24 protein-coding genes are annotated in these 23321 nt (G+C 58.0%); 9 read left to right on the forward strand and 15 right to left on the reverse strand.

Annotated features, from left to right (window positions below):
• Positions 1–16: 16 nt before the first annotated feature.
• Complete coding sequence (locus tag ACVWZU_RS04565; protein ID WP_414350215.1) at positions 17–205, reverse strand: hypothetical protein; 189 nt, start codon at positions 203–205, stop codon at positions 17–19.
• A gap of 119 nt (positions 206–324) precedes the next feature.
• Here ACVWZU_RS04565 and ACVWZU_RS04570 point away from each other — a divergent pair, with 119 nt between their 5' ends.
• The 4 genes from ACVWZU_RS04570 to def all read left to right on the forward strand — a co-directional run bounded on the left by ACVWZU_RS04570 (position 325) and on the right by def (position 1873).
• Complete coding sequence (locus tag ACVWZU_RS04570) at positions 325–501, forward strand: NblA/ycf18 family protein (RefSeq protein WP_041437678.1); 177 nt, start codon at positions 325–327, stop codon at positions 499–501.
• Positions 501–827 (forward strand): DUF2499 domain-containing protein, encoded by a 327-nt coding sequence (locus ACVWZU_RS04575; RefSeq protein WP_457443587.1) that lies wholly within the window; start codon positions 501–503, stop codon positions 825–827. The genes ACVWZU_RS04570 and ACVWZU_RS04575 overlap by 1 nt, the downstream gene beginning before the upstream one ends.
• A gap of 3 nt (positions 828–830) precedes the next feature.
• Entirely contained in the window at positions 831–1145 is a 315-nt protein-coding gene (locus ACVWZU_RS04580) for a DUF3593 domain-containing protein (RefSeq protein ID WP_011434312.1), read from the forward strand.
• Between the two features lie 137 nt (positions 1146–1282).
• A complete protein-coding gene (gene def, locus ACVWZU_RS04585; protein WP_457443589.1) occupies positions 1283–1873 on the forward strand; it encodes a peptide deformylase in 591 nt (196 codons plus the stop codon).
• Between the two features lie 36 nt (positions 1874–1909).
• On the opposite strand, the gene ACVWZU_RS04590 is transcribed toward def, so the two are convergent.
• The gene (locus ACVWZU_RS04590; protein WP_414350209.1) at positions 1910–2263 is read right to left on the reverse strand and encodes a hypothetical protein; all 354 of its coding nucleotides are present in this window, start codon (positions 2261–2263) and stop codon (positions 1910–1912) included.
• A 199-nt stretch (positions 2264–2462) separates the two neighbouring features.
• Here ACVWZU_RS04590 and cbiD point away from each other — a divergent pair, with 199 nt between their 5' ends.
• A complete protein-coding gene (gene cbiD, locus ACVWZU_RS04595) occupies positions 2463–3569 on the forward strand; it encodes a cobalt-precorrin-5B (C(1))-methyltransferase CbiD (protein ID WP_457443591.1) in 1107 nt (368 codons plus the stop codon).
• Between the two features lie 277 nt (positions 3570–3846).
• On the opposite strand, the gene ACVWZU_RS04600 is transcribed toward cbiD, so the two are convergent.
• The 3 genes from ACVWZU_RS04600 to ACVWZU_RS04610 all read right to left on the reverse strand — a co-directional run bounded on the left by ACVWZU_RS04600 (position 3847) and on the right by ACVWZU_RS04610 (position 9622).
• Positions 3847–6279: an ExeM/NucH family extracellular endonuclease gene (locus tag ACVWZU_RS04600; protein ID WP_457443593.1), complete on the reverse strand. Its 2433-nt coding sequence runs from the start codon at positions 6277–6279 to the stop codon at positions 3847–3849.
• A gap of 297 nt (positions 6280–6576) precedes the next feature.
• Positions 6577–8043 (reverse strand): hypothetical protein, encoded by a 1467-nt coding sequence (locus ACVWZU_RS04605; RefSeq protein WP_011434306.1) that lies wholly within the window; start codon positions 8041–8043, stop codon positions 6577–6579.
• 235 nt (positions 8044–8278) lie between these two features.
• Positions 8279–9622 carry a hypothetical protein gene (locus tag ACVWZU_RS04610; protein ID WP_457403887.1) on the reverse strand — a complete coding sequence of 448 codons (1344 nt, stop codon included), beginning with the start codon at positions 9620–9622 and terminating at the stop codon, positions 8279–8281.
• Between the two features lie 169 nt (positions 9623–9791).
• Here ACVWZU_RS04610 and ACVWZU_RS04615 point away from each other — a divergent pair, with 169 nt between their 5' ends.
• Positions 9792–11243 (forward strand): BCD family MFS transporter, encoded by a 1452-nt coding sequence (locus ACVWZU_RS04615; RefSeq protein ID WP_457403888.1) that lies wholly within the window; start codon positions 9792–9794, stop codon positions 11241–11243.
• Here ACVWZU_RS04615 and ACVWZU_RS04620 read toward each other — a convergent pair.
• The 4 genes from ACVWZU_RS04620 to ACVWZU_RS04635 all read right to left on the reverse strand — a co-directional run bounded on the left by ACVWZU_RS04620 (position 11240) and on the right by ACVWZU_RS04635 (position 14360).
• Positions 11240–11593, reverse strand: a complete 354-nt coding sequence (locus ACVWZU_RS04620; RefSeq protein WP_414522365.1) for a DUF6464 family protein — start codon at positions 11591–11593, stop codon at positions 11240–11242. The genes ACVWZU_RS04615 and ACVWZU_RS04620 overlap by 4 nt on opposite strands.
• A 267-nt stretch (positions 11594–11860) precedes the next feature.
• On the reverse strand, positions 11861–13363 hold the full coding sequence (locus tag ACVWZU_RS04625; RefSeq protein ID WP_457403890.1) for a DUF697 domain-containing protein: 1503 nt from the start codon (positions 13361–13363) through the stop codon (positions 11861–11863).
• A 190-nt stretch (positions 13364–13553) separates the two neighbouring features.
• Positions 13554–13751 (reverse strand): hypothetical protein, encoded by a 198-nt coding sequence (locus ACVWZU_RS04630; RefSeq protein WP_414356846.1) that lies wholly within the window; start codon positions 13749–13751, stop codon positions 13554–13556.
• Positions 13752–13808: 57 nt separating this feature from the next.
• Positions 13809–14360, reverse strand: coding sequence for a fasciclin domain-containing protein (locus tag ACVWZU_RS04635; protein ID WP_011434299.1), 552 nt, complete (start codon positions 14358–14360; stop codon positions 13809–13811).
• Positions 14361–14519: 159 nt separating this feature from the next.
• On the opposite strand from ACVWZU_RS04635, the gene ACVWZU_RS04640 reads away from it, so the two are divergent.
• The gene (locus ACVWZU_RS04640; protein ID WP_457443595.1) at positions 14520–16295 is read left to right on the forward strand and encodes a phospholipase D-like domain-containing protein; all 1776 of its coding nucleotides are present in this window, start codon (positions 14520–14522) and stop codon (positions 16293–16295) included.
• A 295-nt stretch (positions 16296–16590) separates the two neighbouring features.
• Here ACVWZU_RS04640 and ACVWZU_RS04645 read toward each other — a convergent pair whose 3' ends face one another.
• Positions 16591–17568, reverse strand: coding sequence for an acetyl-CoA carboxylase carboxyltransferase subunit alpha (locus tag ACVWZU_RS04645; protein ID WP_414399575.1), 978 nt, complete (start codon positions 17566–17568; stop codon positions 16591–16593).
• A gap of 136 nt (positions 17569–17704) precedes the next feature.
• Here ACVWZU_RS04645 and ACVWZU_RS04650 point away from each other — a divergent pair, with 136 nt between their 5' ends.
• Both ACVWZU_RS04650 and ACVWZU_RS04655 read left to right on the forward strand, forming a co-directional pair.
• On the forward strand, positions 17705–18256 hold the full coding sequence (locus tag ACVWZU_RS04650; protein ID WP_414383228.1) for a hypothetical protein: 552 nt from the start codon (positions 17705–17707) through the stop codon (positions 18254–18256).
• On the forward strand, positions 18253–18444 hold the full coding sequence (locus ACVWZU_RS04655; protein WP_457403893.1) for a hypothetical protein: 192 nt from the start codon (positions 18253–18255) through the stop codon (positions 18442–18444). The genes ACVWZU_RS04650 and ACVWZU_RS04655 overlap by 4 nt, the downstream gene beginning before the upstream one ends.
• Position 18445: 1 nt before the next feature.
• Here ACVWZU_RS04655 and ACVWZU_RS04660 read toward each other — a convergent pair whose 3' ends face one another.
• The 5 genes from ACVWZU_RS04660 to ACVWZU_RS04680 all read right to left on the reverse strand — a co-directional run bounded on the left by ACVWZU_RS04660 (position 18446) and on the right by ACVWZU_RS04680 (position 23306).
• Positions 18446–18949, reverse strand: coding sequence for a bis(5'-nucleosyl)-tetraphosphatase (locus tag ACVWZU_RS04660; RefSeq protein ID WP_457403895.1), 504 nt, complete (start codon positions 18947–18949; stop codon positions 18446–18448).
• Positions 18950–18956: 7 nt separating this feature from the next.
• Positions 18957–20264, reverse strand: coding sequence for a hypothetical protein (locus tag ACVWZU_RS04665; RefSeq protein WP_457403896.1), 1308 nt, complete (start codon positions 20262–20264; stop codon positions 18957–18959).
• A gap of 67 nt (positions 20265–20331) precedes the next feature.
• Entirely contained in the window at positions 20332–20520 is a 189-nt protein-coding gene (locus tag ACVWZU_RS04670; protein WP_414374286.1) for a hypothetical protein, read from the reverse strand.
• A 70-nt stretch (positions 20521–20590) separates the two neighbouring features.
• Complete coding sequence (locus ACVWZU_RS04675; RefSeq protein ID WP_457443597.1) at positions 20591–22765, reverse strand: argonaute PAZ domain-containing protein; 2175 nt, start codon at positions 22763–22765, stop codon at positions 20591–20593.
• A 64-nt stretch (positions 22766–22829) separates the two neighbouring features.
• Positions 22830–23306: a hypothetical protein gene (locus ACVWZU_RS04680; protein WP_457443599.1), complete on the reverse strand. Its 477-nt coding sequence runs from the start codon at positions 23304–23306 to the stop codon at positions 22830–22832.
• Positions 23307–23321: the final 15 nt, after the last annotated feature.

Below are 23321 nucleotides of genomic sequence, written 5' to 3' on the forward strand. Positions count from 1 at the left end.
GAGTACTTCACTTCTATCATGGAGCCTTGCTAAGTCGCACAACGTGAAAGGATGTAAAGGGATCCCTGCCGGAAAATCTTCCCCCTTCCCCATCCAAAATGCACCTTTGTCCAACTTGACGGGCCTGTACTTTTTCTGCCACTGGGTTGAGGTTCTCTGCCCTCGCCTCGGCCAAGCTCCCTTCCGGCACGTCGAGATCCGGCATCTTGTCACGTTGTTGCGATTTGTTAAGATATGTATTATCCTGCTTGCACTACCTGGCCAGATCTGCGCTGTTGGAACTCTTTGCAGACCTCTCTACCTGAGCACCCTGAGGTGATAATGATGGATGAGACGCTAGAGCTCTCTTTGGAGCAGCAATTTCGCCAGCGGGCTTTCGAGACCTTGGTTTCTCGCATGAGCCCCGAGCAGGCCAAAGACATTTTGGTCAAACTGCACAAGCAAATGCTGTTGCAGGAGGCCACTTACCGCCAACTGCTGCGTCATTCCCTCAGCGCCTGATGCACGCCCTTTCGCTTCCCACCTGGTGGATTCACATTGCCAGCGTCTTGGAGTGGATCGCTGCTATTGTGCTCGTGTGGCAATTTGGGGAGCGGGTGGGCCAGCCCGAATGGCGAAGTTTGAGCTGGGCGATGCTGCCCGCTTTGTCGGGGGCAATGTGCGCAATCACCTGGCACTGGTTTGACAACGACCCCAAGTTGGACTGGGTGGTCACTGCACAGGCCAGCTTCACCTTGCTGGGCAACTGTACCCTGGCTTGGGCTGCCTACTGCATTTGGCGAGCTGAAAGGGTGGATGAGCCTGCACAGAAGGGGGATCCCGACTAGGCGATGAACAGTTTATTTGCCCTCTCTCTGTTCCCTTACTTGGTCTTTTTATTCTTTCTGTCGCGGCTGCGCCGGATCCCACGTTTGGCTTTGGTTGGATTTTGGCTGTTGTTGCTTTTTGTGGCCGTCAGCATCCCGGCAGGGCTGTACGCTCAGATGCACTACGGCACTTCCCTGGCCAATGTGGATCCCTTGCATGGAGGGGCAGAGGCTTTTCTCACCCTCTCCAATATTTTGGTGGCCTTGGGCTTTAAGCAGGGAATTGACCAACAGGCCCAACGACTTCCAGAGGCTGGCGACGGCAACCCTGAGCCATGATCATCCCAAACAGGTCCCTACCCCCTCTCCAAAGGGAGAGGAGAGCTAGGCAACAATGGTTTCAGCACAACCAGGACTGAATGTAGAATGGGGATCCAGACCCGATACCTGCTGTTTATTCTGAAGAGATCTGCCGGATGGTGGCTACCCTTTCTGTTGCCGTTCCCAAAGTGAAGCTGAAGCATCCGCCCCTGCACATTTATCGCATGGGGGACAAGGTGCTGCGGCAGCCGGCCAAGCGCATCAGCCAGGTCAACGACGAGATCCGCCAGCTTGCCCGGGACATGCTGCAGACCATGTACAGCTTTGATGGGATTGGTCTGGCGGCTCCGCAGGTTGGCATTCCCAAGCGCATGATTGTGGTGGATCTTTATCCCGATAAGCCGGAGGTGTCACCGCTGGTGCTGATCAACCCGGAGATCCGGGAGTACATTGGCGAGGCCGTTGCCGGGCAGGAGGGTTGTCTAAGCATTCCGGGGGTGTTTTGCGAGGTCGTGCGCCCAGAAGGGATTGTGGTTTCGTTTAAGGATGAAACGGGGCGGCCCCGCACCCTTCGAGCGGACGATTTGCTGGCGCGGGTGATCCAGCACGAAATCGACCACCTCAACGGCGTGTTGTTTGTGGATCACGTGGAAAACGAGCTGGTGCTGGATCAAGAGCTGCGCAAACACGGCTTCCAGATGCAGGATGTGCAACGCAAAGGCAAGCCCTCTGCTGCCCCCCGCTGAAGCCTTGCTAGATGAGTGTCAGTTTAGTGGTTTAGTCTAGTGTTGCAAGCGCTGGGCCAAGAGCTGCTCTTCCAGAGCGGCAATGCGGTTGTAGGCAGCGGTTAACTGGGCACTCAGGCGCTGTATTTGGGCTTCGGGGGCCAGCTCATGCCCCATGCTGCGGTTGCTCACCACGGTGGGTTCATCATCCAGCAGGAAGTTGTGGCTGCCATCTTCCACCAAGTCTGAGATTAGAACGCTGTAACGGGAGGGGGCGGGGGTGTTTTTTTTGGCTTCTTGGGTAGCCAGGAGAACAGCCACCACCTGCTCGGGCATCCGCTCGATGGCAGCTTTTAGCTCCTGTATTTGCGACTCCAGACGCTCAAGGTAGTGCTGCACTGCTTCGCTCATAGCTGCCCCAGTTTTCGACTACCTTCATTGAAAAAGGCAAATTTCGGATCCCCTCTTCTTCCCCCAGATCATTTAACGATTGCTTCCGGGAGGTGTTCCCCGAAACTCCTGGGTTCTCTCACAAGCCACAATTGAGGTGTGCATTTTCCGGAGATTTTGGTTTTCCGGTCATCCATTTCCGAAGCAAAAAGCTGTGCAGATGCAGGATGCTGTTCAGGGATCCCGACCGCGGGGCTATACCTTGCCCGTTTTCGCCGTTGCCTCGGCCAGGGCTGCTCTTCACCACCTTCTGGGGATCCCTTTGGAGAAGGAAGGGGGGCGCTTGGCGATTGCGGTGCAGGCTGAGCCCCAGTCCCTTGAGGCTTGGATCCGGATCCCGGTGGAGCAGGTAGCTGCCTTGGAGAAGACAACAGCTCTGGCCATTACCCGCTCGGATCCCGGCCCCCACCTGGATCTCACCCGCGACACACCGGTCTGGGCTTGGGTGAGGTTGGAGGAGAGGGATCCCGAGGATCCCCCCTTGATCTTGGAAGCCGGGGAAGGGCTGGGGCGACGCACCGATGGCAGCCCGGCCATTTATGCCTATGCCCGCCGTTTGTTTGAGATCAATCTTTTGCCCGGGATCCCAGAGGGCTGCCGCCTGCGGGTGCGCATCATTTTGCCGGAAGGAAAGCTGCTGGCCGAGCGCACCTCCAATGCTGCTTTTGGGGTGCTGGAAGGGCTGGCCCTGTTGGGAACGCGGGCGGAGGTGGAGCCTTCCTCAAGTGTTGAGAGCTTAGAGCAAGCCCGCCAAGAGCTGCAACAAAAGTTGGAGCGGCACAAGCATTTGATCTTTTGCGTGGGCAGCCATGGGCAGCAGGTGGCGCTGGGGCAAGGGATCCCGGAAGACCAGATCCTGCGAGTAGCCAATTGGATAGGGCCGTTGCTGGTGGAAGCGGCGCTGCGGGGGGCGGAGTCCATTCATTTGATCGGCTACCACGGCAAGCTGATCAAGCTGGCAGGGGGGATCTTCACCACTTCCAGCCACGTGGCCGATGCCCGCTTGGAAATTCTGGCGGCAGCCCTGATCCGGCGTGGGGGAACGGCAGAACAGGCACGGCAAGTGCTGGAGTTGCGGACAGTAGAGGCAGCGGTGCACCATCTGGATGGCCTTGGCTGGGCAGCACCCGTGATGCAGGAGTTGGCCCGTCAAATCCTGGAGCGAGCCACAGGCTATGTGCAAAAGTATGCCGGTCGATCCCTGCTGTTGGCGGTGACGTTGTTCGACCGACAGGGGCAAATCTGCGCCCAGGTGGGGATCCCATAATGAGGTCATTTCGATTGAGACGAGGACATTGCAATCCCCCCGGATCCTCAACCATTTTTCTCCCGAAGTGTCTTAAGCGCTCCGTGCCGCCAAAGGCAACCACCCCCGGCTCCTCTCCCTTTAGTCCGTGCTCCAAAAGTCAATCCCTCTGCTCGAAACCCGCTGAGCAACGGTGGATCCCGGCCAAGACCACATAGGAGAGCGTTACGGCTGAGGAAGCAGATCCACTTTCCCAGCCACTGCCAATCAGACTCAGGTTAGCACTAGGATCCCACACCTAGTTCCCGGAGATGTTGACACTATCCACCCGCCAGCGAGTGGCCGAGCCGGAAGCTGTACCAGAAGAGCGATAGCGGAAGGCAATGTAAACACGGTTGGAAGGCTGGATCCCAGCCAGAGAAATCGGGCCGGAGTCGACGAAGCTGCCCGTAGAGAGAGTGGGAATCGTCAGAGCAGTCCAAGTGGCTGCATTCACTGCCGCTGGAGTGCCTGCACCGCTGTAGTTGGTGGAGTAAAGAACGCTTAGTTGTTGCGAAGGAGGAAGGCCGTTATCGCTAAAAGAACTCTGATTGCGGAAGGTCAGAACTGGGTTGCTGACGGAAGCCAGGTTCAGAGGAGGAGTGATCAGCCAGTCATTACCCGGTTGCTGACCGTTGAAAGCGTTGGCCTCGGCAAGGGAGTTGACACAACGCCAGGAACGACTGGTGTCGCCGTCCACATCCACAATCTGCCAGCCGGCTGGAGCAGGGTTGCAGTTATCAAAGCCTTCGGTCAAAAGCAGGTTAACGGAAGGAGGAGTTGGTGTCGGTGTGGGCGTCGGTGTCGGTGTGGGCGTCGGTGTCGGTGTGGGCGTCGGCGTCGGTGTTGGGGCCGGAGTCAGGTTCAAGCCAACGAGCACCGGATCGTGGTCGGAAGAGCGGAAGGGATCGCTGGCGTAGAAGAGGCTCTGCTGAGAGGGACTCTTGAAGCTCAGGGTGTAGTCCAAGCTCACGGGCTCATCAGCGTTGATGTGCCACTTAGCTGAGCCTGTAACTTGGGGTCTCAGACTGCTGTTGGCCAGGGCATGATCCAGAGATCCCCACTGTCCTTGGAAGCTAAAGGAGTAGCTGTTGGAGCCATTGAGGTTGATGAACCCGCCCGCCTCCAGAGTTTTGATCGGATCCTCCATAGCGTAGGAGTTGAGATCCCCCATAATCAACACATCCGGATCGGTGGAGCCAGTTGGATTGGTGGCGAGCCAGCTCAAGAGTTGCTGAGCGGCCCGGGTGCGGTTGCCGTTGCAATTGCCTTGGAAGGGATCGTTGTCAATAGGATCGCAGGGAGAAACCTTGGACTTGAAGTGGTTGACCACAACAGTGAAGGTGGCGTTGTTGCTCCGCTGCCGGAAGGTTACAGCCAGAGGAGGACGATGGAAGCGTCCGGGGCCTTGGGTGAATTCCCCTGTGTCCAGGAAGGCCGGGTTAGTGCCGGGGGCAATTTCAACCGTAGCTGGCTTGTAGATAAAGCCGTTGGTGATGGCATCGCCGCCCAGGTTGGGCACTCCAACATTCACAAAGGCGTAGGTTCCTGCCCCCATGACCTGGTTGAGCCCGTTCACCAAATCCTGAATGGAACTATTCGAACCGTATCCATCGTTTTCTAACTCGTTGAGGCCTACGATATCGGCATCCATGCGGCGAATAGCCTCGATGAGCTTATCCCGCTGGCGGGTGAACTCGGTGGCGTTGCTGGCTCCCCGACAGGAGGAGTTATTGGGGAAGCAGGCGTTGCCGAAGGTGTTGAAGTAGTTGAACAGGTTAAAGCTAGCTACCCTCAGGGAGCCCCCTACTGAGGGTGGGTTTTGCGGGCGAGGGTTGGTGGCTGTAAACCTGGGCAAGTTGTTGGGATCATTGGGGTGGATACGGTAGTCGATGGTCGCATCCACATCGCCACTGACATTCCGGCCTCGCAACTGGGTCATGATCCCGGTGATGTTGCTGACGCGATCGCCGCCGCGCACAGTGTTAGCCGCGCTCAGGCCACCCGGAGTGGGGTAGATAACCGGATCTGGGTTTTGGGTGAGCAGCCGGTCATCAATGCGAATCCGCTTTCGGTCGTTTTCCGCTTGAATGGCAGCTGCCTGGCTGGGAGCCGCAATTTGCGTAGGAGTGAACAACCGCTCTGTGGCCACACTCAGCTCCCCGTGGCGTCCCAGCAAGAAGGAGTCGGTTACAAACAGGGGCTGATTTCCAAATGTGACCAGCATTCCTTCCAGAGCTTCCCTTTGCTCCGCAGTCAGCGGTAGAGAGATCTGCACTGGGGCCGGCAACGGATTGTCAGAGCTACAGACAGTAAAGCTGGTGACGTTGGAGAGCTGGGTTTGCTGGCGGAACTCAGCAACCGTTCCGGTCACCTGAACCCTATCCCCAAGCCTGACGTTATTAGCTGTGCCACTGAAAACGAAGATGCCATCTGATGTGGCGGGATTCCCGTCACCATCATCTTGTAGGTAGTAGCCCTGGAGATAGGTTTGGCCAGCCACCCCCTCATTTTCAAAGTCTCCTACTACGATTCCAGAAACCGTGACTGTTTGGTTCACCAGGGGGGAAGTGAAGCCAGTGCCCTGGACAGTGCCAACTGGGATCAGGTTGGCGTTGGGATCACAGCCTCCCGGCGTGGGCGTCGGTGTTGGCGTGGCTGTGGGTGTTGAAGTCGGGGTCGGTGTGGGCACAGGTGTAAGTATTGGCAAAAGAGTTCTTCTGGAGCCGAACCCTTGCAGAGAAACCAAAAGCACCAAACCAAAAACTAGCACCGCAATTGATTGGGCAACACGACGCGAAGTAACCCTAGACCACATCTGCTTCACTCCTCCCGAAACTTCAAAGGATCCCGTATTTTTACCGTCTGTATGGATACCATCTTGAGGAAGGAATCTGAGTAAAGGGGCAGCTAAGGTACGCTTAAGAAGACAAGAAGTTACCCCCGCCTGAGTCAAAACTCAGGGGAGAACATGGGCAGGCTTTTTCCCCTAATCCCCCAATTCGGGATCCGGTCGTACCCGCACCCCCATCTGGCGCAGCAGGCGTAAAGAGTTTTCTGGCCCATCGATCATCTGCTGCTCGTTGATCCAGTAGGTGGCAATGCCCAGGTCTTCTAGAAATCGCACATAGGGATCCGGCGGTGGCCCATCGAAAACGGCGGCCTTCTGAACGGAAAAGCCCTGCTCGATCCAGGGGCCAAGGGCAAAGCGCTCGTAGTAGAGCAACTGTCCCACCACTTCCTGCAAAGCCTCTGCCGCATCCTTGTGGTGCAGGAGCTTCACTTCGGCCAAAAGCAGGTGCCCGTCCGCCACGGCCAAAAAGTCAAAGGTATGCTGATCCTCCCGGACTTCCAATCCTGCCAGGCGGAACCAGCGGCGAAACTGGTGCAAGATCTCGTTGTGGCGCTCGCTGCGCTCCAACTGACGGCGACGGCGGCGTTCTGCCATCAGCGGGTCTGTCCCGGCGCTGTGAGGGATCCCACTGCTGCGGAACTGGGGCGGCTCATCGGGATCCAAAACCACCTTGCCCCCAGCAGGTTGATGCAGGAGGGGCGGCATCTGGGGCAAGAGTTCTGTGGATCCCCACTCCACCTCTGGCTGCTGAGCCCAGGTAAGCAGGTGTCGATTCAAGGGGTGCTCAGGGTGGGTGTCGAACAACAGGCGCAGTTGAGACTGGCTAAACTGAAAATCCAGACGAAATTGCTCGATGGAGAGGCTGCTCCGCCCCTTTTGCAAAGTTTCTTGGCCAAAGTAAAGCATCACCAAGAGCGGGTAAATCGGCAGCGGACGATGGGAGGGAATGAGCATCGCCCACATGTCATCCGTCCAGTGGGGGAGCAGGATCTCGGCCTGTTTGCCTTTGCCCACCACCTGCAACATTTTGGGGTGTCCCGGCTGCCAGCCACAGGGGTGATCGTCAAAGCCGCAAGTCTGTCGCCCTTGATCCACGCTCAAGGGGTAGCGCCCGTCATAAAGGCGGAAAGGACAGAGATCCCGGTCTTCGGCCAAAAAGCGCTCGTCTTGCCACAGGTGGGCCGCCAAGGCATGACAGCCGATCCCTTCCTGGCTGTTGCAGGCTTTGAGCCAGCGCCGTTCCGCCAGTTTCCCGCCCACTTTGCTCGGGGCCAGGGGCCGGATCAAACCGTTTTCCCCCTGGTTGAACAGAGGCCACACCAAAGGCTCGCCGGTTTCGGGTAGGGTCGGTAAAAGAGGGTGGGTTTTGCTGTAAAACGGGTCGCAAATGCGCTGGGCCACTTGCTGCAAGGGTAATCCGCGAGGGGATCCCACCCAAGGCAGCAGGGATCCCGATCCGGCCTGAGCGCGGTGATACTGGATGGCCAGGGCCACCTCCAGCCCTATGGGACGCAGTTCCGGCGTGAGCTGCCGGTAGCGCTGCAGCAGCCGGGAAGCCTGCACAAACAGGTCGTAGCGCCGAACGGGAACTGCGTCAGCCATAGTGTTGCAGGAAAAGCTCCCCACTGCCTTGGGCAAGAGCTGGCACAGACAAGCACCATGGCCTCAAGAAATGAGACCTTGGCAACTGTCTCTGCAGACCCTGACCTTGCCGAGGATATCGGGCCGACACCCCCTCCTCTTGGCACCAGGTCAGTTGTCAGTGTAGTAGAGAAACTCTAGGGCGAGAAGATGCTGCCCCTCGCTTGCAGGCTGTGGGAAAAATGCGCAGCAGGCCCTAACGCCACGGCCACCCAGGAAAGGGAAAGGGGCGCTCTGTCTCTGCATCACGGTCGTACTCCGTAGGTCGGCCTGTATCCCCCTGAATCACCAAGCTGCCCACATAGTCGGCCTCTCGATAGACGCGGGCAATTTGATGGTGGATTTGGGCCATGTCTTCAGCAGAGACCACGCCATTGTCGGTGGCTTTGTAGAACTGGACCGTGACCCGAATGGGAAAGCGGGGATCCCGCTCGATGTCGAGGTTGTTGACCTCGGTGAAGGGGCCTTCCACCGGCCCATGTCCAATGACAGCGGCTTCTACATTGCTGAGGCCGGCCAGGTCGGCTGCGGGTCCGAAAAACTTGACAGAGATATCCTCAACTTCCCTTCGCGGCGGCTGCCGCTGATGAAGAGGCACTTGGATCACCATCACCAGGTTCAGGGCTTCTTCTGCTACTTCCGCCGAATGGGGATCTCTGGGGGTTGGGTCGGCGGCTTGCTCAGCCCGAAAATCGCTGAGGCGCTGCCCGGTGAGGCTGGCCCGTTCACCATTTTGGTTGAAGAAAAGGCGCTGGCCCCAAATAGCCCCGCCCACCCTATCTTCGGTGCGGTTCTCGATCACCGTAATGCTGGTGCCCTCGCGGGTGGCCAAAATGGCCAGTACGGCTGGGTTACCGGGATGTGATTGGTAGTTGAACAGCACTGGGTTGAATTGAGCGGATCCCCCGGCAGGGATGGGCAAAAAGGCAGCTTGGGCGCTCACCAACACATGGCTATCCCGTGGGGCCAGCAGAGAGTTGCGGTTGCCGGCCCAGGAGCCAGGATCGTGCAAGTAGCGGCGCAGATTCCCCAGCAGCTCTCGCAACGACACGGGTTGCAGGGGTTTTCCTTTTTCGTTGCCCACCAGCACCTGCAGGCTGTCGAGGGGCAGGTCGGCAGACAGATCGGCAAAGTTGGGGTAGCGGATCACCGGCATCAGGCTCAGCTCGTAGCGGCCCGTTCTGGGGTTGAGCTGTTGTACCTGGATGGTCATGTCGCTGATGTTGGGGCCAAGGGCGGATCCCTTGTGGCGTCCGGTATCTTCCCAGGTGATGTTGACGATATCCAGCCCATACTGCTTTGCCAAGGCTCGCGCTTGCGGATCCCAGGTCATGGAGATCGTCTGGTCAATCACCTGCCTGTAGGCCAAGTACTCTGCCCACTCTGAAGGCGAGGGGGAAGAAAGGGACTGGTGGAGGGGAAAATCCATAGGGGTTGCCTGCGAGGTGGACACCATCAGTGTAGGGACGAGGGCTGCTCCGGCCAGGGAAATGCCCACCCAGCTCAGTGAACTCAGCAGCCAGGGGATGGGGGCGCGCATAGCAATATTCCTGAGGATTGGAAATTGGGGGACTATACCCTGACAATAGCTCCCAAAAGGGGAGAGGACGTGGCGGTTTCGCTTTTGGCAACCCCATGCTTTTGCCGGGATCCCAGGCTGCCTGGGCTACGATAAAAAGCTGTAGCACCCTTTCGAATCATTCCAGATCATGGCCAGTATTCGCCGGGATCCCGAGGTCAACGCTTCTGTAACTTCAACTTCTCCAGAGCCTCAGGCGCAGGTTCAGCCCTTGCCGCTGCATGTTATGTTCCGCCTGGGCCTGTTTCAGATGGGCTTGGGAATGATGTCGCTGCTCACTCTGGGAGTGCTGAACCGCGTCATGATCGACACGGATCTGCTGGCCATCCCGGCAACGGTGGTGGGGGGATCCCTGGCCATGCACCAGTTGGTCTCCCCGGCTCGGGTTTGGTTTGGGCAGCTCTCGGATGCCAAGCCCCTGTTTGGCCTGCATCGCACCGGCTATGTGCGTCTGGGATCGGTGCTGTTTGCGGTCTGCATCTTCCTGGGGGTGCAGGTGGTGTGGGGTTTGGGGGATAGCTTTGCGGCTACGGGCTGGTCTGGAGCCACCTATGGCTGGATAGGCTTGGCCTGTTTGATGTTTGCCCTTTATGGTCTCTGCCTCAGCGCCTGCTCCACGCCTTTTGCGGCTCTGCTGGTGGATGTGTCAGAGGAGGACAACCGCTCTAAGTTGGTGGGGATCGTCTGGTCTATGTTGATGGTGGGGATTGCCGGCGGGGCCATTGGCTCGGCAGTTCTGCTGCGGGGCTTGGATCCGGACAACCTGCAGAGCACCATTAATCGCCTCTTCATCATCATTCCAGCCGTGGTGATCCTGCTGGGGGTGGTTGCCACCTGGGGGGTGGAAAAGCGCTATTCCCGCTACGGATCCCGTTCCACCCTGGCCGGACGGGAAGACCAAATCACCCTTGGCACGGCCATCAAGGTGCTGACCGCCAGCCGCCAAACCCTGATCTTTTTCGGCTTCTTGGTGTTGATGACCATGGGCCTGTTTATCCAACAGCCGATCCTAGAACCCTACGGCGGCGAGGTGTTTGGCATGACGGTGGCCCAGAGCACCCAGCTCAATGCCTTTTGGAGCCTGGGTATTTTGGCAGGGATTGTGCTGACCGGATTTTTCATTGTGCCCAAGCTGGGCAAACAGACAACGGCCCGTCTGGGCTGTCTGCTGGTGGCCATCTCTTTTGGGCTGACCATTGCATCAGGGTTTACAGGCAATTCACGGCTGTTGCAACTGTGCATGATCCTGTTTGGTTTGGCTTCTGGGATCACCACCAATGGCGCCATTACCCTCATGTTGGATTTGACGGCAGCGGAGACGGCAGGCACCTTTATCGGGGCTTGGGGACTGGCCCAGGCCATGTCCCAGGCGGTTTCCACCTTGCTCGGCGGGGCTTTGCTCGATCTGGGGCGCATTCTCTTCCCCACTTCTTCAGTGCTTGCCTATGCCACCGTCTTTGGGGTGGAGGCAGCGGTGATGTTGCTGGCCGTGTATTTGCTGGGACGGGTGAGCGTGGCCGAGTTTCGCGAAAAGACCAACCGTGCGCTCACCCAGGTCATGGCTCTGGAGTTGGAGGGCTAGCAACGCAGAGCTGGCTCGTAGTGGGGGCAGCCCTGACAGGGCCCGCTGGGGTTGACGGCACAACGCAGCAAGGGCGAGTGAGCATTAAACCGACAGGAGGGATCCCCCAGGAACCTTCCCACTTCCTGAGGTGGGGTGACCGAACGCACCAGGGCGCGGATCCCACACAGGTGGTATTTGCCTTGCCGGAGCCGGTAGGAATGACGCTTTTCCAGAACCAGGTAGTGCTGCTCTGCCAGTTGGACGTAGGTGCCCGGATGGGGACTGCTCTCCCAAGGGCATTCTTCCACCACCTCTCCCGAATCCGCGTCGATCCACTGAATGGGCAAGGTCGGGTTGATGGAAGACATAAGGCGCAAACGGAGCCAGTTTAGGGCAGCAGACTACAAAATGATGGACTGGGCTTGACTTGTGATTAACAAATTGTGCAACTTTTTCCGGCAACACTGAGTATGGCTGGTACAAATGTTCTCTCTTGTGTGACCTGGAGCCTGCTAATCTACAGAACTTCTACAAAGTTAAGTTAGAAAAAGCTGTACTCAGTGTAATGGATTTTCTGCGGCGGGCGGAGAACGGGATAGGTTGGGCCTGCGGCGGCGAAAAGATGGATGCTTCGACTAGCTATTGGAATGGGCTTGGCGGGCCAGTTGGGTGAGAAAAGCCAGAGGATGACGGTTTTGGAGCTGCTGCCTAACCCGCTCTTGCAGGATTTCCTCTTGCCAGGGATCCCCGGAAGACAGCCACTCTAGGTAGCTGAGCCCCGCCACCCGCGTCAGGTAGGCCCCTGTCACCGCCTGCAGGGGGATCCCCATCACCATCAAGGGGCTGGCCTTGAGCAGAGAGCCCAAAGCCTGAGTGGCCAGCTCCAGCCCCCCCAGTTGCACCACCATTTGCGCCAAACTCTGGGCGATTTGCTGGGCCCGGCGTAAGGTAATGCGTCGGTCAAACACCTGGTGCAGTTCCCCAATCATGCGTGCCTGAATGGCCACTCCTGCCAGCACATCCAAAGCAGGAAGAGGGGTTGCCGCCAGGGCAGCAGCGGTGGCCCACTGCATCCGTTCCACGATCTGACGACCCTGCTGGCGACGTTCTTCTTGGAGGGCCTGCTGGACGGCTTCGCTGAGAGTTCGGGTTTGCAACAAGGCATTGGCCAAGCGCAGGTGGGATCCCTTCTGCTGCAGCAGGTGAGCCATTTGTTGAATGAGGGCCTCTGTCTCGGGGGGCTGCGGCTCCCAAGTTTCCCACACAGAGCCATCTTCGGAGTAGTAGCGAACCTTGAGGGGCTCCGGATCAGCGGCGATGGCCACCACCTGTTCGGCAGGGATAACACCGGCGGTGCGTCGGCGCAAATGGGCCAAGATGGTCTCTACATCCTCCGGCAGCATCTGATCGGTTTTGTTGAGGGCCAGGATGGCGGATTTGCCCAGCCGGGCCAACTCCAGCATTTCGGCATATTCCGAAGCCAGCAGGTCTCCGGCCACCACCAAGATCAGCAGATCCGCCTTCTGGGCCAGGGCGCGGGCTTCCGCTTCACCTGCTCCCCCAATCGTCAGCAGCCCAGGTGTGTCGGTAAGGGAAATGGGGCCGTTCCAGCCCTCCAATTGGTAGGTGTGGATGGATCCCTGCTGGGTGGTGCCCAGGGTGGGGGCTGTTTCGCCCACTGGTCGGCCCATCAAGGCATTGATCAACGAGGTCTTGCCGGCGGAACTGGTGCCGAACACCACCAGATGCAATTCCTCCTGGTTAAGCCGCTGATTGATCTCTTGCAGCTTGGCACGCAGGGCACGGCGACTGATGTCATTCTGCAGCTTCTGGATCAGGCGATCGGCATCTTCCAGATCGGCTTGCACCTGATTCCGCGTTAACTTAACCCGCCGCAGCGGTTGTGTCCGCTGACTTGGAGCACTTTGCCGTCGGCGAGCCTGCTGCCACCAATGGCGCGCTGCCAGACCTGCTGCTGCTGTCCCCCCAAGGATGGCGCCCACCACCAGATCCGCAAGAGGCTCGGAGTGGGGAGCCACGAAGCTGTAGATCCCGCCAACCCACTGCAGATATTGGCTCAGGGCCGCCAAACCCAGCCCTGCCCATAACCACACCCAAGTGGAGCGCGACAACACCATCCCAACCCACAGCCTGCCCAAATCTTCAAATCAAGCAACCCAAAATTGCTGAGCCATCCGAGTCGCTTCTCCAGCATAGGGCTTGCTGTAGCTGAGCATACAGTTTTGTCGAGAGCTTTTTTGTCGAGAGCTTTGCTGAGAAGTAGCTGAGCAAGAGACCAGAGAAGGGAGCGGGGAGTCAAAAACACCCTCAGCTCAACCGGCCAAATGAGCCAGGGATCCCCAACAAAAGCCTAAGTCCCTCTCCCAGAATCCCTGGCGGATCCAGTGGTGCCGGCAAAAATTGGCCGCCGCGATAGTCCAATAGCTGCACCAGCAGCAAGTAGCCCACCCCCAGAGTAATGGCCAGGATTCCTGTAACAATGGCTACCCACTTCGGCCTTTCCACGCCGGGCCTCCTCGGTCAACCGCCGAACTTGACTTTATCCTATGATGCCCGAAACCCCTAGCGAGGCGGGATCAAGACGGTGTCGATGACGTGGATGATGCCGTTGGAAGCTTGAATATCCGCGGCGATCACGTTGGCGTTGTTGATGCGAATCCGTCCGCCCTCAAGAAGCGTGACGGTGACGGGGGATCCCTGCAAAGTCGTTACCTGCTGGCCGGATCTGAGGGCACTGGAAGGAGCCAAGCCAGGAACCACGTGGTAAGTGAGAATGCGCACCAGCTCTGCCCGGTTCTCAGGTCGCAGCAAAGATTCCACCGTGCCAGGGGGCAAAGCGGCAAAAGCAGCATTGGTGGGAGCGAATACCGTGAAGGGACCTTCCCGCTGCAAAGTCCCCACCAAGCCCGCTGCCTGCAGGGCCGTCACCAAGGTACTGAAGTCGGGGTTGGCGGCGGCAACGGCGACGAGGTTGGGCAGCGGCGTAGGGCTGGGAGAGAGAGTTGGGGTAGGCGTCGGCGGGGCAATGGCCGTATCGCTGCTGGAACTGGCACAGCCTACCAAGGCTAAGCAAGCAGCCGCCGTCAGCCCAAGGGTGAGGGCTTTGTAGTTCATAACAAAAGTTAATACTCTAAAACATCTGTCATCATCTTAGGGGTAGCAGCCGCTCTCGCACGGTTAGCTGTAGAGCAGAGCAGGGATCGCCTTCGCGCAGAAGTGGCTGCGATAAAGTTCGGTATCCTGGGGGTGTGATTGCTGGAGAGGAGAAAGGCCATGAACGGGATCCCGTCGTGGTTGCGGCAACTCCGCCGCTGGCTGCCCTGGGTTGCTCTGCTTCTCGTTCTGGTCTTGATCGGCTACTGGGTGGGTCCTCGGCCCAGAGCCTACCCCCAAGAGCCGGAGCTGCCCACCCTGGCCCCTCTGCCGCAGCACCCCCGCATCCGGGTGGTGTTCAACCAAAGCCGCGAGAGCACCTATCGGGATCCCTATCGCCAGATCCGCCGCTACGGCTACAACCTGGAAGAGTTGATCATTTCCCAGATTCGCTCCGCTCGGCAGTCGGTGGATATTGCCGTGCAGGAGCTGAACCTACCCCTGATTGCCCAGGCTCTGGTGGAGCGGCGGCAGGCGGGGATCCCTGTGCGTTTTATTACTGAAAACACCTACGTGCGAGCCTGGCACCAGCTCACCCCTGCCGAAGTGCGGGCGCTGGACGAGCGCAGCCGTCGCAAGTTCGAGGAGTACCGCAACCTGGTGGATGTGAACCGCGATGGACGGTTTTCTCCCGAGGAGATTGCCAGCCGAGATGTGTACGCCTTGCTGGATGGGGGGCGGGTGCCCTGGCTGGATGATACCGCCGATGGCTCCAAGGGCAGCGGCCTGATGCACCACAAATTTGTGGTGATCGACGGGCAGAAAGTCTTGACCGGATCGGCCAATTTCACCCTCTCTGATATTCACGGGGACTTTGATGCGCCTGGCAGTGTCGGCAATGCCAACCATCTGCTGCTGCTGGACAGCCCGGAGCTGGCCCGCCTCTACACCGAGGAATTCGATCTCATGTGGGGCGATGGTCCTGGCGGCCTGCCCGATAGCCGCTTCGGCGTGCAGAAGCTCAAGCGTCCCCTGGAAACGGTGTACCTTGGCGATGCCATTGTGGGGGTTCACTTTTCTCCTGCCAGCCGCTCCTTGCCCTATGAAGCCACCTCCAACGGCATCATCGCCGCCGCCCTGGCCCAAGCCCGGCGACAGGTGGATCTGGCTCTGTTCGTCTTTACGGATCCGGGCATTGCCAACCAGCTCAGGCAACTGCGCCAGGAGCGTAACGTGGAGATCCGCGGGGTGTTCGATCCCGGCTTTGCCTTCCGCGACTACAGCCGCACCCTGGAGATGTGGGGGCTGTTGCTCCCCGACGAAAAGTGCCAGGTGGAGGCGGCGCGCCTGCCCTGGACGCTGCCGGCCCAGTCTGTAGGCATACCCAACCTCGCCCCCGGCGATAAGCTGCACCATAGGTTTGCCATCATCGATCCCGGCACTCCTCAGGCCACGGTGATCACCGGATCCCACAACTGGTCGATGGCCGCCAATCACGTCAACGATGAAAACCTCCTGATCATCCGCAATAGCCGAGTGGTGGATCACTTTGTGCGGGAGTTCGACCGGCTCATTGCCGATGCCCGCTTTGGCCCCAGCCACCGCTTGCAACAGCAGGCAGAAGAGGGATCCCGTCGCTGCCCCAACCCCGTCCCCGTTGCCGCTTCCTTGCCTGAACCGGAGCCGGAGCTGCTGGAAGTCGAGGTCGTTCTTCCTCCTGAGGCGGGATCCCCTTCCCCATCGGTTGCTTTTCCGGTGGCGTCTCCTGGGGGATCCCCTCGCGTTAACCTGAATACGGCCACGGCGGCGGAGCTGGAACAGTTGCCCGGCATTGGCCCCGCCCTGGCGCAGCGCATTATCGAGGCCCGCCCCTTCTCCTCTTTGGAGGATCTGCAACGGGTCAATGGCATTGGCCCAGCCCGGATTGAGCAGCTGCGGGATCGGGTAACCTGGTAGGAGTTAGCCCCCTCTTAGTCAGGTTGAGGGCGCGGAGTGCTTTCGGAAGTTCATCCCAGAGCAGCTCCTAAAGGGCCTATCCCCTCGAATAAACCCCAAATTAAACCCCAAATATAGTCATTTCAGTTCAAACCAGGACACTGCACCCACGCCTAAAATGTTGGTCGCATCGGCGTTGCAGAGCAATAATGCAGGAGGCCAAAAGGCTTTTCAAGGACTCCGTCCCGCTGGCGCGATCAATGGCCCAGGTGTCTCACCCTAATCTGAAACGACTATAAATCAGGGATGCATAAGTCTATTCAGAAAGCTCCAGAAACGCTCCCATGCGGCGAAACTTTTGGTAGCGCTCCTCGCGCAATTCTCGCCCGCTCAGGCTAGAAAGTTCCTTGAGATGCCTGAGAAGAGCCTCTTTGAGGGTTTGAGCAGCTTCCAAGGGCGCGCGGTGGGCGCCGCCAACCGGCTCTGGCAGGATCTCGTCGATCACCTCCAGTTGCAGCAGGTCTTGGGCGGTAATGCGCAGGGCTGCCGCCGCTTGGGGAGCCTTCTTGGCATCCTTCCAGAGAATAGCCGCGCAGCCTTCCGGCGAGATCACGGAGTAGACGGCGTGCTCGAACATCAGGATGCGGTTGCCCACCCCAATGGCCAAGGCTCCGCCCGATCCCCCTTCGCCGATGACAGTGCAGATGATGGGGATCTCCAGCCGGAAAAGGGTCTGCAGGTTGGTGGCAATGGCCTCTCCTTGGCCCTCGGCTTCCGCCTTAACGCCTGGGTAAGCCCCCGGCGTATCGATGAAGGTGAGCAGGGGCAGGCCGAAGCGGTGGGCATGTTCCATTAGCCGCAGGGCTTTGCGGTAGCCGGCAGGATTGGGCATCCCAAAGTTGCGGTGGATGTTGTCTTTGGTGTCGCGACCCTTTTGGTGGCCGAGGATCATCACCGGCTGATCCCCCAGCTTGGCCAACCCGCCCACAATGGCTGGATCGTCCTGGCCGTGGCGATCCCCGTGCAGCTCAAACCAGTCGTCACAGATGGTCTGTACGTAATCCAGGGTGGTGGGGCGGCGGGGGTGACGGGCCACCTGGAGCCGTTCTACTGGCGTGAGCTGGCTGAAGATCTCGCGGCGCAGCTCTTCGGCTTTGGCTTCCAATTGGCGAATCTGCTCAGAAGCATCGATGTCGTTTTCTTCTGCCAAGGCCCGAATTTCTTGAATTCGTTGCTCCAGGGCGGCAACAGGCTGCTCAAACTCCAGCAGCAGGCGGTCGGTGGACTTGGTCATGACCGGTTGGCTAAATTTCGGGAGCGTGCTGTGACCGGCAGAGGCTGCACAGATTTCGGGGTCAGGCTTTGATCTTCTCACATGTAGATCCCGTAGGCTAGAGGGAGCAATCCCCCTACTGCCCAAGAGGGATCCCTTGTCTGCTTCTGTCTCTTCTCCCCCTTCACCCCTTCCCCCCTGGCTGCGCTGGGGGGTGGTGGGATCCGTCGTCCTGGCCATTGCAGGGGGCGCCTTTTGGCACTACGGGCGGCCCGAGCGGCAAATCCGGGCCCACACCCAGAGATTGCTGCGGGCGGTGGAGCAGCGCAACTGGGATCAGGTGGAGATGTTGGTATCTGAGGCCTATAGCGATGGTTGGGGCCTGAACAAGCAGCGGGCGCTGGCCTACAGCCGCGAGATCTTCGGCCAATTTTTTCGCTTGCGCCTCCAACCCCAAGCGCTGCAGGTGCAGCTCGACCTAGGGGATCCCAGTCGCCAAGGACGGGCCACCCTCTGGTTTGTTATCGAGGGCTCCGGCGGCCCCTTGGCCAACCTGACGCGAGATCAGGTGAACGCCTTGGAGCAACCCTTCCAATTGAATTGGCAGCGACGGGGTGGGGATCCCTTTCGCTGGGAGCTAACCCGCGTGGAGAATCCAGAGCTGCAACTGCCCCTTCTCCCTTCTCAAGAACAGGCAGGCCAGAGATGAGGGTCGAACACCAACAGGGGGAGCTGACCTTCAACTGGCGGGATCCACTGCACAATACCCCTTTGGCGGGCCTGAGCTGCATAGCGGCTGGGGAGGGCTGCAACTGGGAGGATGTCAGGCGGCGCAGGCTGCCGAGTGAGGGCGTTTCCCAGGTATTGGCCAAGTCGGATGGGCCGGGCCTGCCCTAGGTCAGACTCCAGTGGACTGACCTCCCCACAGCTCTTGCAGATAAGCCTGGCAGCGGCGCAGCAGTTGCCGACTCTCTTCAAAACTGATCTGCTCCAAGGCTTCGGAGTAGGAGCACCAGCGGTAGGCGGCCACCTCCTCTGGTTGCACCTGTAGCTCAGGGGGAGGAAATTGGGGCGGCAGCAAGGCCACGTAGTAGGTAACGGTTTTGGCCACTCGGTTCCCCTCTGGATCCGTAAAGGTGTAGGCTTCCTGCAGCGTCAAAGGGTCAGACTGGCCGGGCAGGGTCAGAAGCTGGTAGTCGGTCAAGCCGGTTTCCTCTCGCAATTCTCGCTGCGCCGCCTCCAGGTCGCTTTCGGAGCTATCCTTGTGCCCTTTTGGGAAAGCCCAATGCCCCTTCTGGTGCTGGATGAGCAGATACAAATGCGAAGAGCCCAGTCTGGGAGCTTCCTGGGCGGGTGGGTGGGGCAGGATGGGGATCACCCCATAGGCAGCATCTATCAGCATTGGGGAGCTAATCTCCAAAGAGTTTGATGGCTGGCGGCTTAGGAGCGAAGACCTCGTTGGGATCCACCTGCGGGCGCTCTACCCCCTGCAGGGGCGAGAGGGGGCGACCGGTGTCGAATTGGAAGAGATAGATGGGCAACTGGCCATTCCCCAGAGGCAAAAGAGCTAAAGTATCGATTTGGGTCAGGGCGTTGCGGCTGGTGGGTCGGGTTAGGTTGAAAGCAACGATTCGGTCTTCCAAGGAATTGTCCGGGCTGGAGCGCCGGCCCAGGCCAATGCTGAACTGCTGGTTGCCCTGCTCATCCACTCCCAAGGCCCGCACATCTCCCAACTCCGCTTGAGGAGCGCTCCCCGGCAGGCCGGCTACCACCGGCGGCGCATCCACCGGCGGCTGCGAAGGCAAAAAGCGCAACTCCCCACCTTCCGGTAGGATTTGGTAGTCCTGATAGTCGTGCTGGATGGAAAGGGATCCCCTGAACACGCGGCGGTTCAGGCCCTCCAGGGTCCAAAAGCCATAGCCCAAATTGATGCGGGTGCTCTCCGGCAGCCAGTAGCGCTCCCCTCCCTCGGGAGCTGGCACCGCCGTAAACCCCATCAGGACATAGGCCTGCCCCCACACCCCCGACAAAAACAGCAACACCTGCCGCGGCAGCCCCGACTGCGGATCCAGCCACAGCTCCCGCAACTGGCCTTCCTGAATGGGCTCTAGGCGCAAGTGCTGGACAGGGGATCCAGCCAAATCCACCCGTTCTGAGGAGAGGACGCGGTAGCGGCTGGGATCCGCCTTCAAGTAAAAGCTCACCGAGGGCAAGAGGGCTTCCGGTCGGCTCACATACACCGAGTACAGCTGCAGCAGATCCGACTGGTTCACCACTTCCAATTGGCGCGAATCCAAGAGGCGGATGCGATCCCCTTCGGCTACCCAAGCCTGCCAACTGCCGTCGCGGCGGTAGAGCACATCCAACGTGGCTGTGAAGGTTTGGGATCCCTCTACCCGCACCTGCTGGCGATATTGCAAGTTGGGCAAAGGGGGCAATTGCTCTAGAGCGGCGTTGTAGCGCTCCAGCCAAGCTTGGGGATCCTGCTTAGGGCTGGCAAGAGAAGAGGGAGCCGATTGGGCCACGGCTGGATCCCCTGACGGCAGACCGACCAGTCCCGTTGCCAGGAACACCACCCCGCCGAGATAGCCCCAGCCTCGAAGGGATCCCTGCCACTTCCTAAATTGGGAGGGTTCAGGGAACATCAGCTCACCTCGCAACACCGCTCTTGCTGCCCTTCTTGCCACTGCTTCTGCCGGGATCGGAGCGCTTCCCACGACCGTGAGTAACCCTTTGGAAGGGATCCCTACTCTCTGCCCGCCGATTGAGTACGCCTATGTACGCCTATTCAATGGAAATGGATTGGGGGCCGTCGGAGCGACCGGAAGGCGGGGGCTCCTCCACCCTCAGCCCCTGGGACTCCAGCCAACTGCGCAGCGGATCTTGCTTCACATCCAAACGCAGCAGGCCGCTGAGAAAACCGCCACAGAACGGAACAGGATTGCTCAGAAAGGTCTTCCAGACCTCATTCATCTCCATAGCCGCAACACCAACCACCCCCCCAATCCTAGCAAGGCCGGCAGGTGGGGATCCCCTCCCTTGGCTAGACGGCAATCAACTTCTCTCGGTTTATGTTCTGCAGCACACTAAAAATGCTGTTGCCAATGCGCTGGAACTCTTTACTGCTTTTGTCGGCAAAGTGCAATACCCAAGGAAGCCTACAGGCTTGAAAACCACTGGCGGGATGAAGCTGGGAGAGATGGTAAGTTTGTATAGCCAGAACTTCCAAAGGAGTGTTGCCGTGTTCATGGACAACTCGCAGCGGTCTTGCGCTGCCAATTGGCACCGAGGACTTCTTAATGGGCTGGCTTGTTACGAGCATAAATGACCTTCGTTCATGGTCAAAAATGACAGTGCCCATTGCAGCGTCTCTATAGCTTCCTTTTTCCTCTCTTCCCATTCTGACTGTGCCACTTTTGCGCACTCCAACAATATCCGCAGCAATCTTTTCTTTTCTTAGTTCCTCAATTGTTTTATCAAATTCGCCTCTTTGAACTAAGCCATCCCTCATCAAAAGAACCTTTCTAGGGTAGCGATGAAATTTGTTGTAGAATCTATTGACGAGCTTGGACACGGTTTGATAAATTGCCTCGCCGGAAAAAGTTTCTCCTCTTTGTATATCGGGCAACTCCCAGCCTAAGCTTTGACCATTTGCCAGTACCGCGAAGGCAGAGGTTCCGTAGTAAAGCTCTCGATTCGTCCCCACATCAAAACCAATGGTAAGCTCGGAGCACTCAGGATGATCGAGGGGTTCAAGCAACACGGGTTGCCACGCAGCTTTACACAGAAGTCCTAGTACGACATTTAGAGCTTTGTAGGGGTCAGCTCCAGGAATCATAAACTGAGTTGCTATTCCTGCTCGAAGTGCTTGCAAGCGGATCTTTTGCTTGTGCTCATTAGGCGACAAGGGCATGACAACCAGAACGGTTTTGATCCCTTTGTCGGCCCAGCTTTGCCAAAACCTCTGTTGAGCAAGGTCGCCTTCAGGCAAATCTTGACGGGTTGCGTAAAAGTCTATTTCAACTCTTGCTCCGCTCTTTTTAGCTACTTCAAGTAGGCACTTGCGAACCTCAGTAGGATACTCACGTTTATTATCGTCAAGATTTAGAAGTCCAAACTTTGTCTCGCCAACTCTTGCACATCCTTTGTACCTAACTCTGGCTGGGTTCTCGATTGCTTGATTGTTGCGACCCAGTAGTCTTGGCCTTGGCAGGATATAGCCCTCTATTTTCAGAGGCTGAATTCTCTCTTGAGCAATGGGAGATTTGTAGATTCTTCTTATGATAGTCTCTGCAACTTTTTTAGACTCTTGAAGTCTATATTCTAAACTTTTTCTAAAATGCTCGATGACCGAAGCACTGACTTTTTTACCAGGATTTCTAGCATCTTCTATGCTGGCCAGCATCTCCAAAGTTAAGACAGGCGATAGCCTTCGAGACAGATGGGGAAAACACCCTCGACCTGAAGATACTTCGACTACCCAGGAGCTTTCCACTTCCTCTCTAGGTGCACTGTGCTTCTGCAAATGATACTCCGCTAGACTCATGTTCAGCTCTGGCAATTGAATCTCCCACGGCGACTGTTTGGAAAGGATACCCAGATATTCCCAAGTCTGGCGTTTATCGTATGTGTTCTGGACCCAATGGATCGGGACATCTGGATAGTTCTTAAGCCACTCATGCAAGGTCCATGGCGTGTAGAAATGGTACTGAACATCTATCTCTATGTACAGCTCACTGTCCTGGTTGACAACAACATCTATTCTTCTTCCTTCGTGGATTTTCCAACCCTCTCCACAATCAACTTCTTCCTTCTTCCACCAAAGTAAGCTGCCCCCTGATGTTTCAACTTCGGTTTTCCCAGAGTACAAAGATTTGAGACACAGCCGTAGCCTCCTACGCTCAAAGCTTTCGAGGGCATCTTTTTCTTGGACATTGGTGCAGTTTAGAACTCTCTGTCCAATTTCCTCTAGTTCCCCGTCCTTTGTCTTAAGTTTATCGGGGTCAACCTTTTCCCGGGCTATAATGCAGCCCTCTAGAGGAACAGCCACTACACCTAGCTGATTACAAACCCTTGCGAGGGCTTTGTGCTCTTCCCCCGGAGCGGGGAGAGGGTTTGGCTTGCAATGGTATCCGTAGAAGGTGAGATCCTCCTGAGTTAGCCTTTTAACGAAGAAGCGATTAAGAGTAACCTCAACTTTTTGCTGGAGTAAATTCATTGGCAGACTCTAGTTTCAAGTTTCTCTCTAGGATCTCTAGGATAAGCTCTAATTCTCCTGCTCTTCACGAGGGATCTCCAAACAACCCTGGCGGAGCCAAATCTCTGCTGATCGCCTCTGCCTGAAACCGACCGCTCATGCCCACCACCTGCCACTCAGCACTGCGATCCCCCTGGCGGAAGCGCAGCCGTCGGGCTCGCAACGGCACCACTTCTACAGCTTCTACCAGAAATTGTTGGTATTCGCCCAAATAGTCTCGGTAATCCGGGGGCAAGTCAGCGCTGCTGTTGATTTGAATCCAAAACACCCGTCCTGCTTCGTTGCCATAGGCGCGGATTTGTTCCTGGCCGCGGTATTGCTCCACCCCCCGCAAGCGCTGTCGCCCCACCGGCATGGGCTGTGCCCATTCGGGCAAGGGATCCCCTAAGCTCACGGCCCACCCTGGCCCACCTAGCCCCAACCAACACAACAACAGCAGTCCCCAAACCCAAGGCCATCTGCGCGGCGTGCTGTTCCCGGTTTTCAAGGCTCGACCGAACATGGCAAGTTTTTCTCC

This window comes from Thermostichus sp. MS-CIW-26, assembly GCF_054059115.1.

Bases quoted from the DNA above. Each gene is read 5' to 3' on its own strand.
- ACVWZU_RS04620 (WP_414522365.1), bottom strand. From the start codon at position 11,593: ATGTCTTCCATCAACCCGACCTTGCCCATTCAGTGGATCGACGCGGAT.
- ACVWZU_RS04625 (WP_457403890.1), bottom strand. From the start codon at position 13,363: ATGGTGTTGTCGCGCTCCACTTGGGTGTGGTTATGGGCAGGGCTGGGT.
- def (WP_457443589.1), top strand. From the start codon at position 1,283: ATGGTGGCTACCCTTTCTGTTGCCGTTCCCAAAGTGAAGCTGAAGCAT.
- ACVWZU_RS04670 (WP_414374286.1), bottom strand. From the start codon at position 20,520: ATGAATGAGGTCTGGAAGACCTTTCTGAGCAATCCTGTTCCGTTCTGT.
- ACVWZU_RS04575 (WP_457443587.1), top strand. From the start codon at position 501: ATGCACGCCCTTTCGCTTCCCACCTGGTGGATTCACATTGCCAGCGTC.
- ACVWZU_RS04615 (WP_457403888.1), top strand. From the start codon at position 9,792: ATGGCCAGTATTCGCCGGGATCCCGAGGTCAACGCTTCTGTAACTTCA.
- ACVWZU_RS04590 (WP_414350209.1), bottom strand. From the start codon at position 2,263: ATGAGCGAAGCAGTGCAGCACTACCTTGAGCGTCTGGAGTCGCAAATA.
- cbiD (WP_457443591.1), top strand. From the start codon at position 2,463: ATGCAGGATGCTGTTCAGGGATCCCGACCGCGGGGCTATACCTTGCCC.
- ACVWZU_RS04605 (WP_011434306.1), bottom strand. From the start codon at position 8,043: ATGGCTGACGCAGTTCCCGTTCGGCGCTACGACCTGTTTGTGCAGGCT.
- ACVWZU_RS04680 (WP_457443599.1), bottom strand. From the start codon at position 23,306: ATGTTCGGTCGAGCCTTGAAAACCGGGAACAGCACGCCGCGCAGATGG.
- ACVWZU_RS04660 (WP_457403895.1), bottom strand. From the start codon at position 18,949: ATGCTGATAGATGCTGCCTATGGGGTGATCCCCATCCTGCCCCACCCA.
- ACVWZU_RS04565 (WP_414350215.1), bottom strand. From the start codon at position 205: ATGCCGGATCTCGACGTGCCGGAAGGGAGCTTGGCCGAGGCGAGGGCA.
- ACVWZU_RS04570 (WP_041437678.1), top strand. From the start codon at position 325: ATGGATGAGACGCTAGAGCTCTCTTTGGAGCAGCAATTTCGCCAGCGG.
- ACVWZU_RS04580 (WP_011434312.1), top strand. From the start codon at position 831: ATGAACAGTTTATTTGCCCTCTCTCTGTTCCCTTACTTGGTCTTTTTA.
- ACVWZU_RS04675 (WP_457443597.1), bottom strand. From the start codon at position 22,765: ATGAATTTACTCCAGCAAAAAGTTGAGGTTACTCTTAATCGCTTCTTC.
- ACVWZU_RS04640 (WP_457443595.1), top strand. From the start codon at position 14,520: ATGAACGGGATCCCGTCGTGGTTGCGGCAACTCCGCCGCTGGCTGCCC.
- ACVWZU_RS04655 (WP_457403893.1), top strand. From the start codon at position 18,253: ATGAGGGTCGAACACCAACAGGGGGAGCTGACCTTCAACTGGCGGGAT.
- ACVWZU_RS04610 (WP_457403887.1), bottom strand. From the start codon at position 9,622: ATGCGCGCCCCCATCCCCTGGCTGCTGAGTTCACTGAGCTGGGTGGGC.
- ACVWZU_RS04645 (WP_414399575.1), bottom strand. From the start codon at position 17,568: ATGACCAAGTCCACCGACCGCCTGCTGCTGGAGTTTGAGCAGCCTGTT.
- ACVWZU_RS04635 (WP_011434299.1), bottom strand. From the start codon at position 14,360: ATGAACTACAAAGCCCTCACCCTTGGGCTGACGGCGGCTGCTTGCTTA.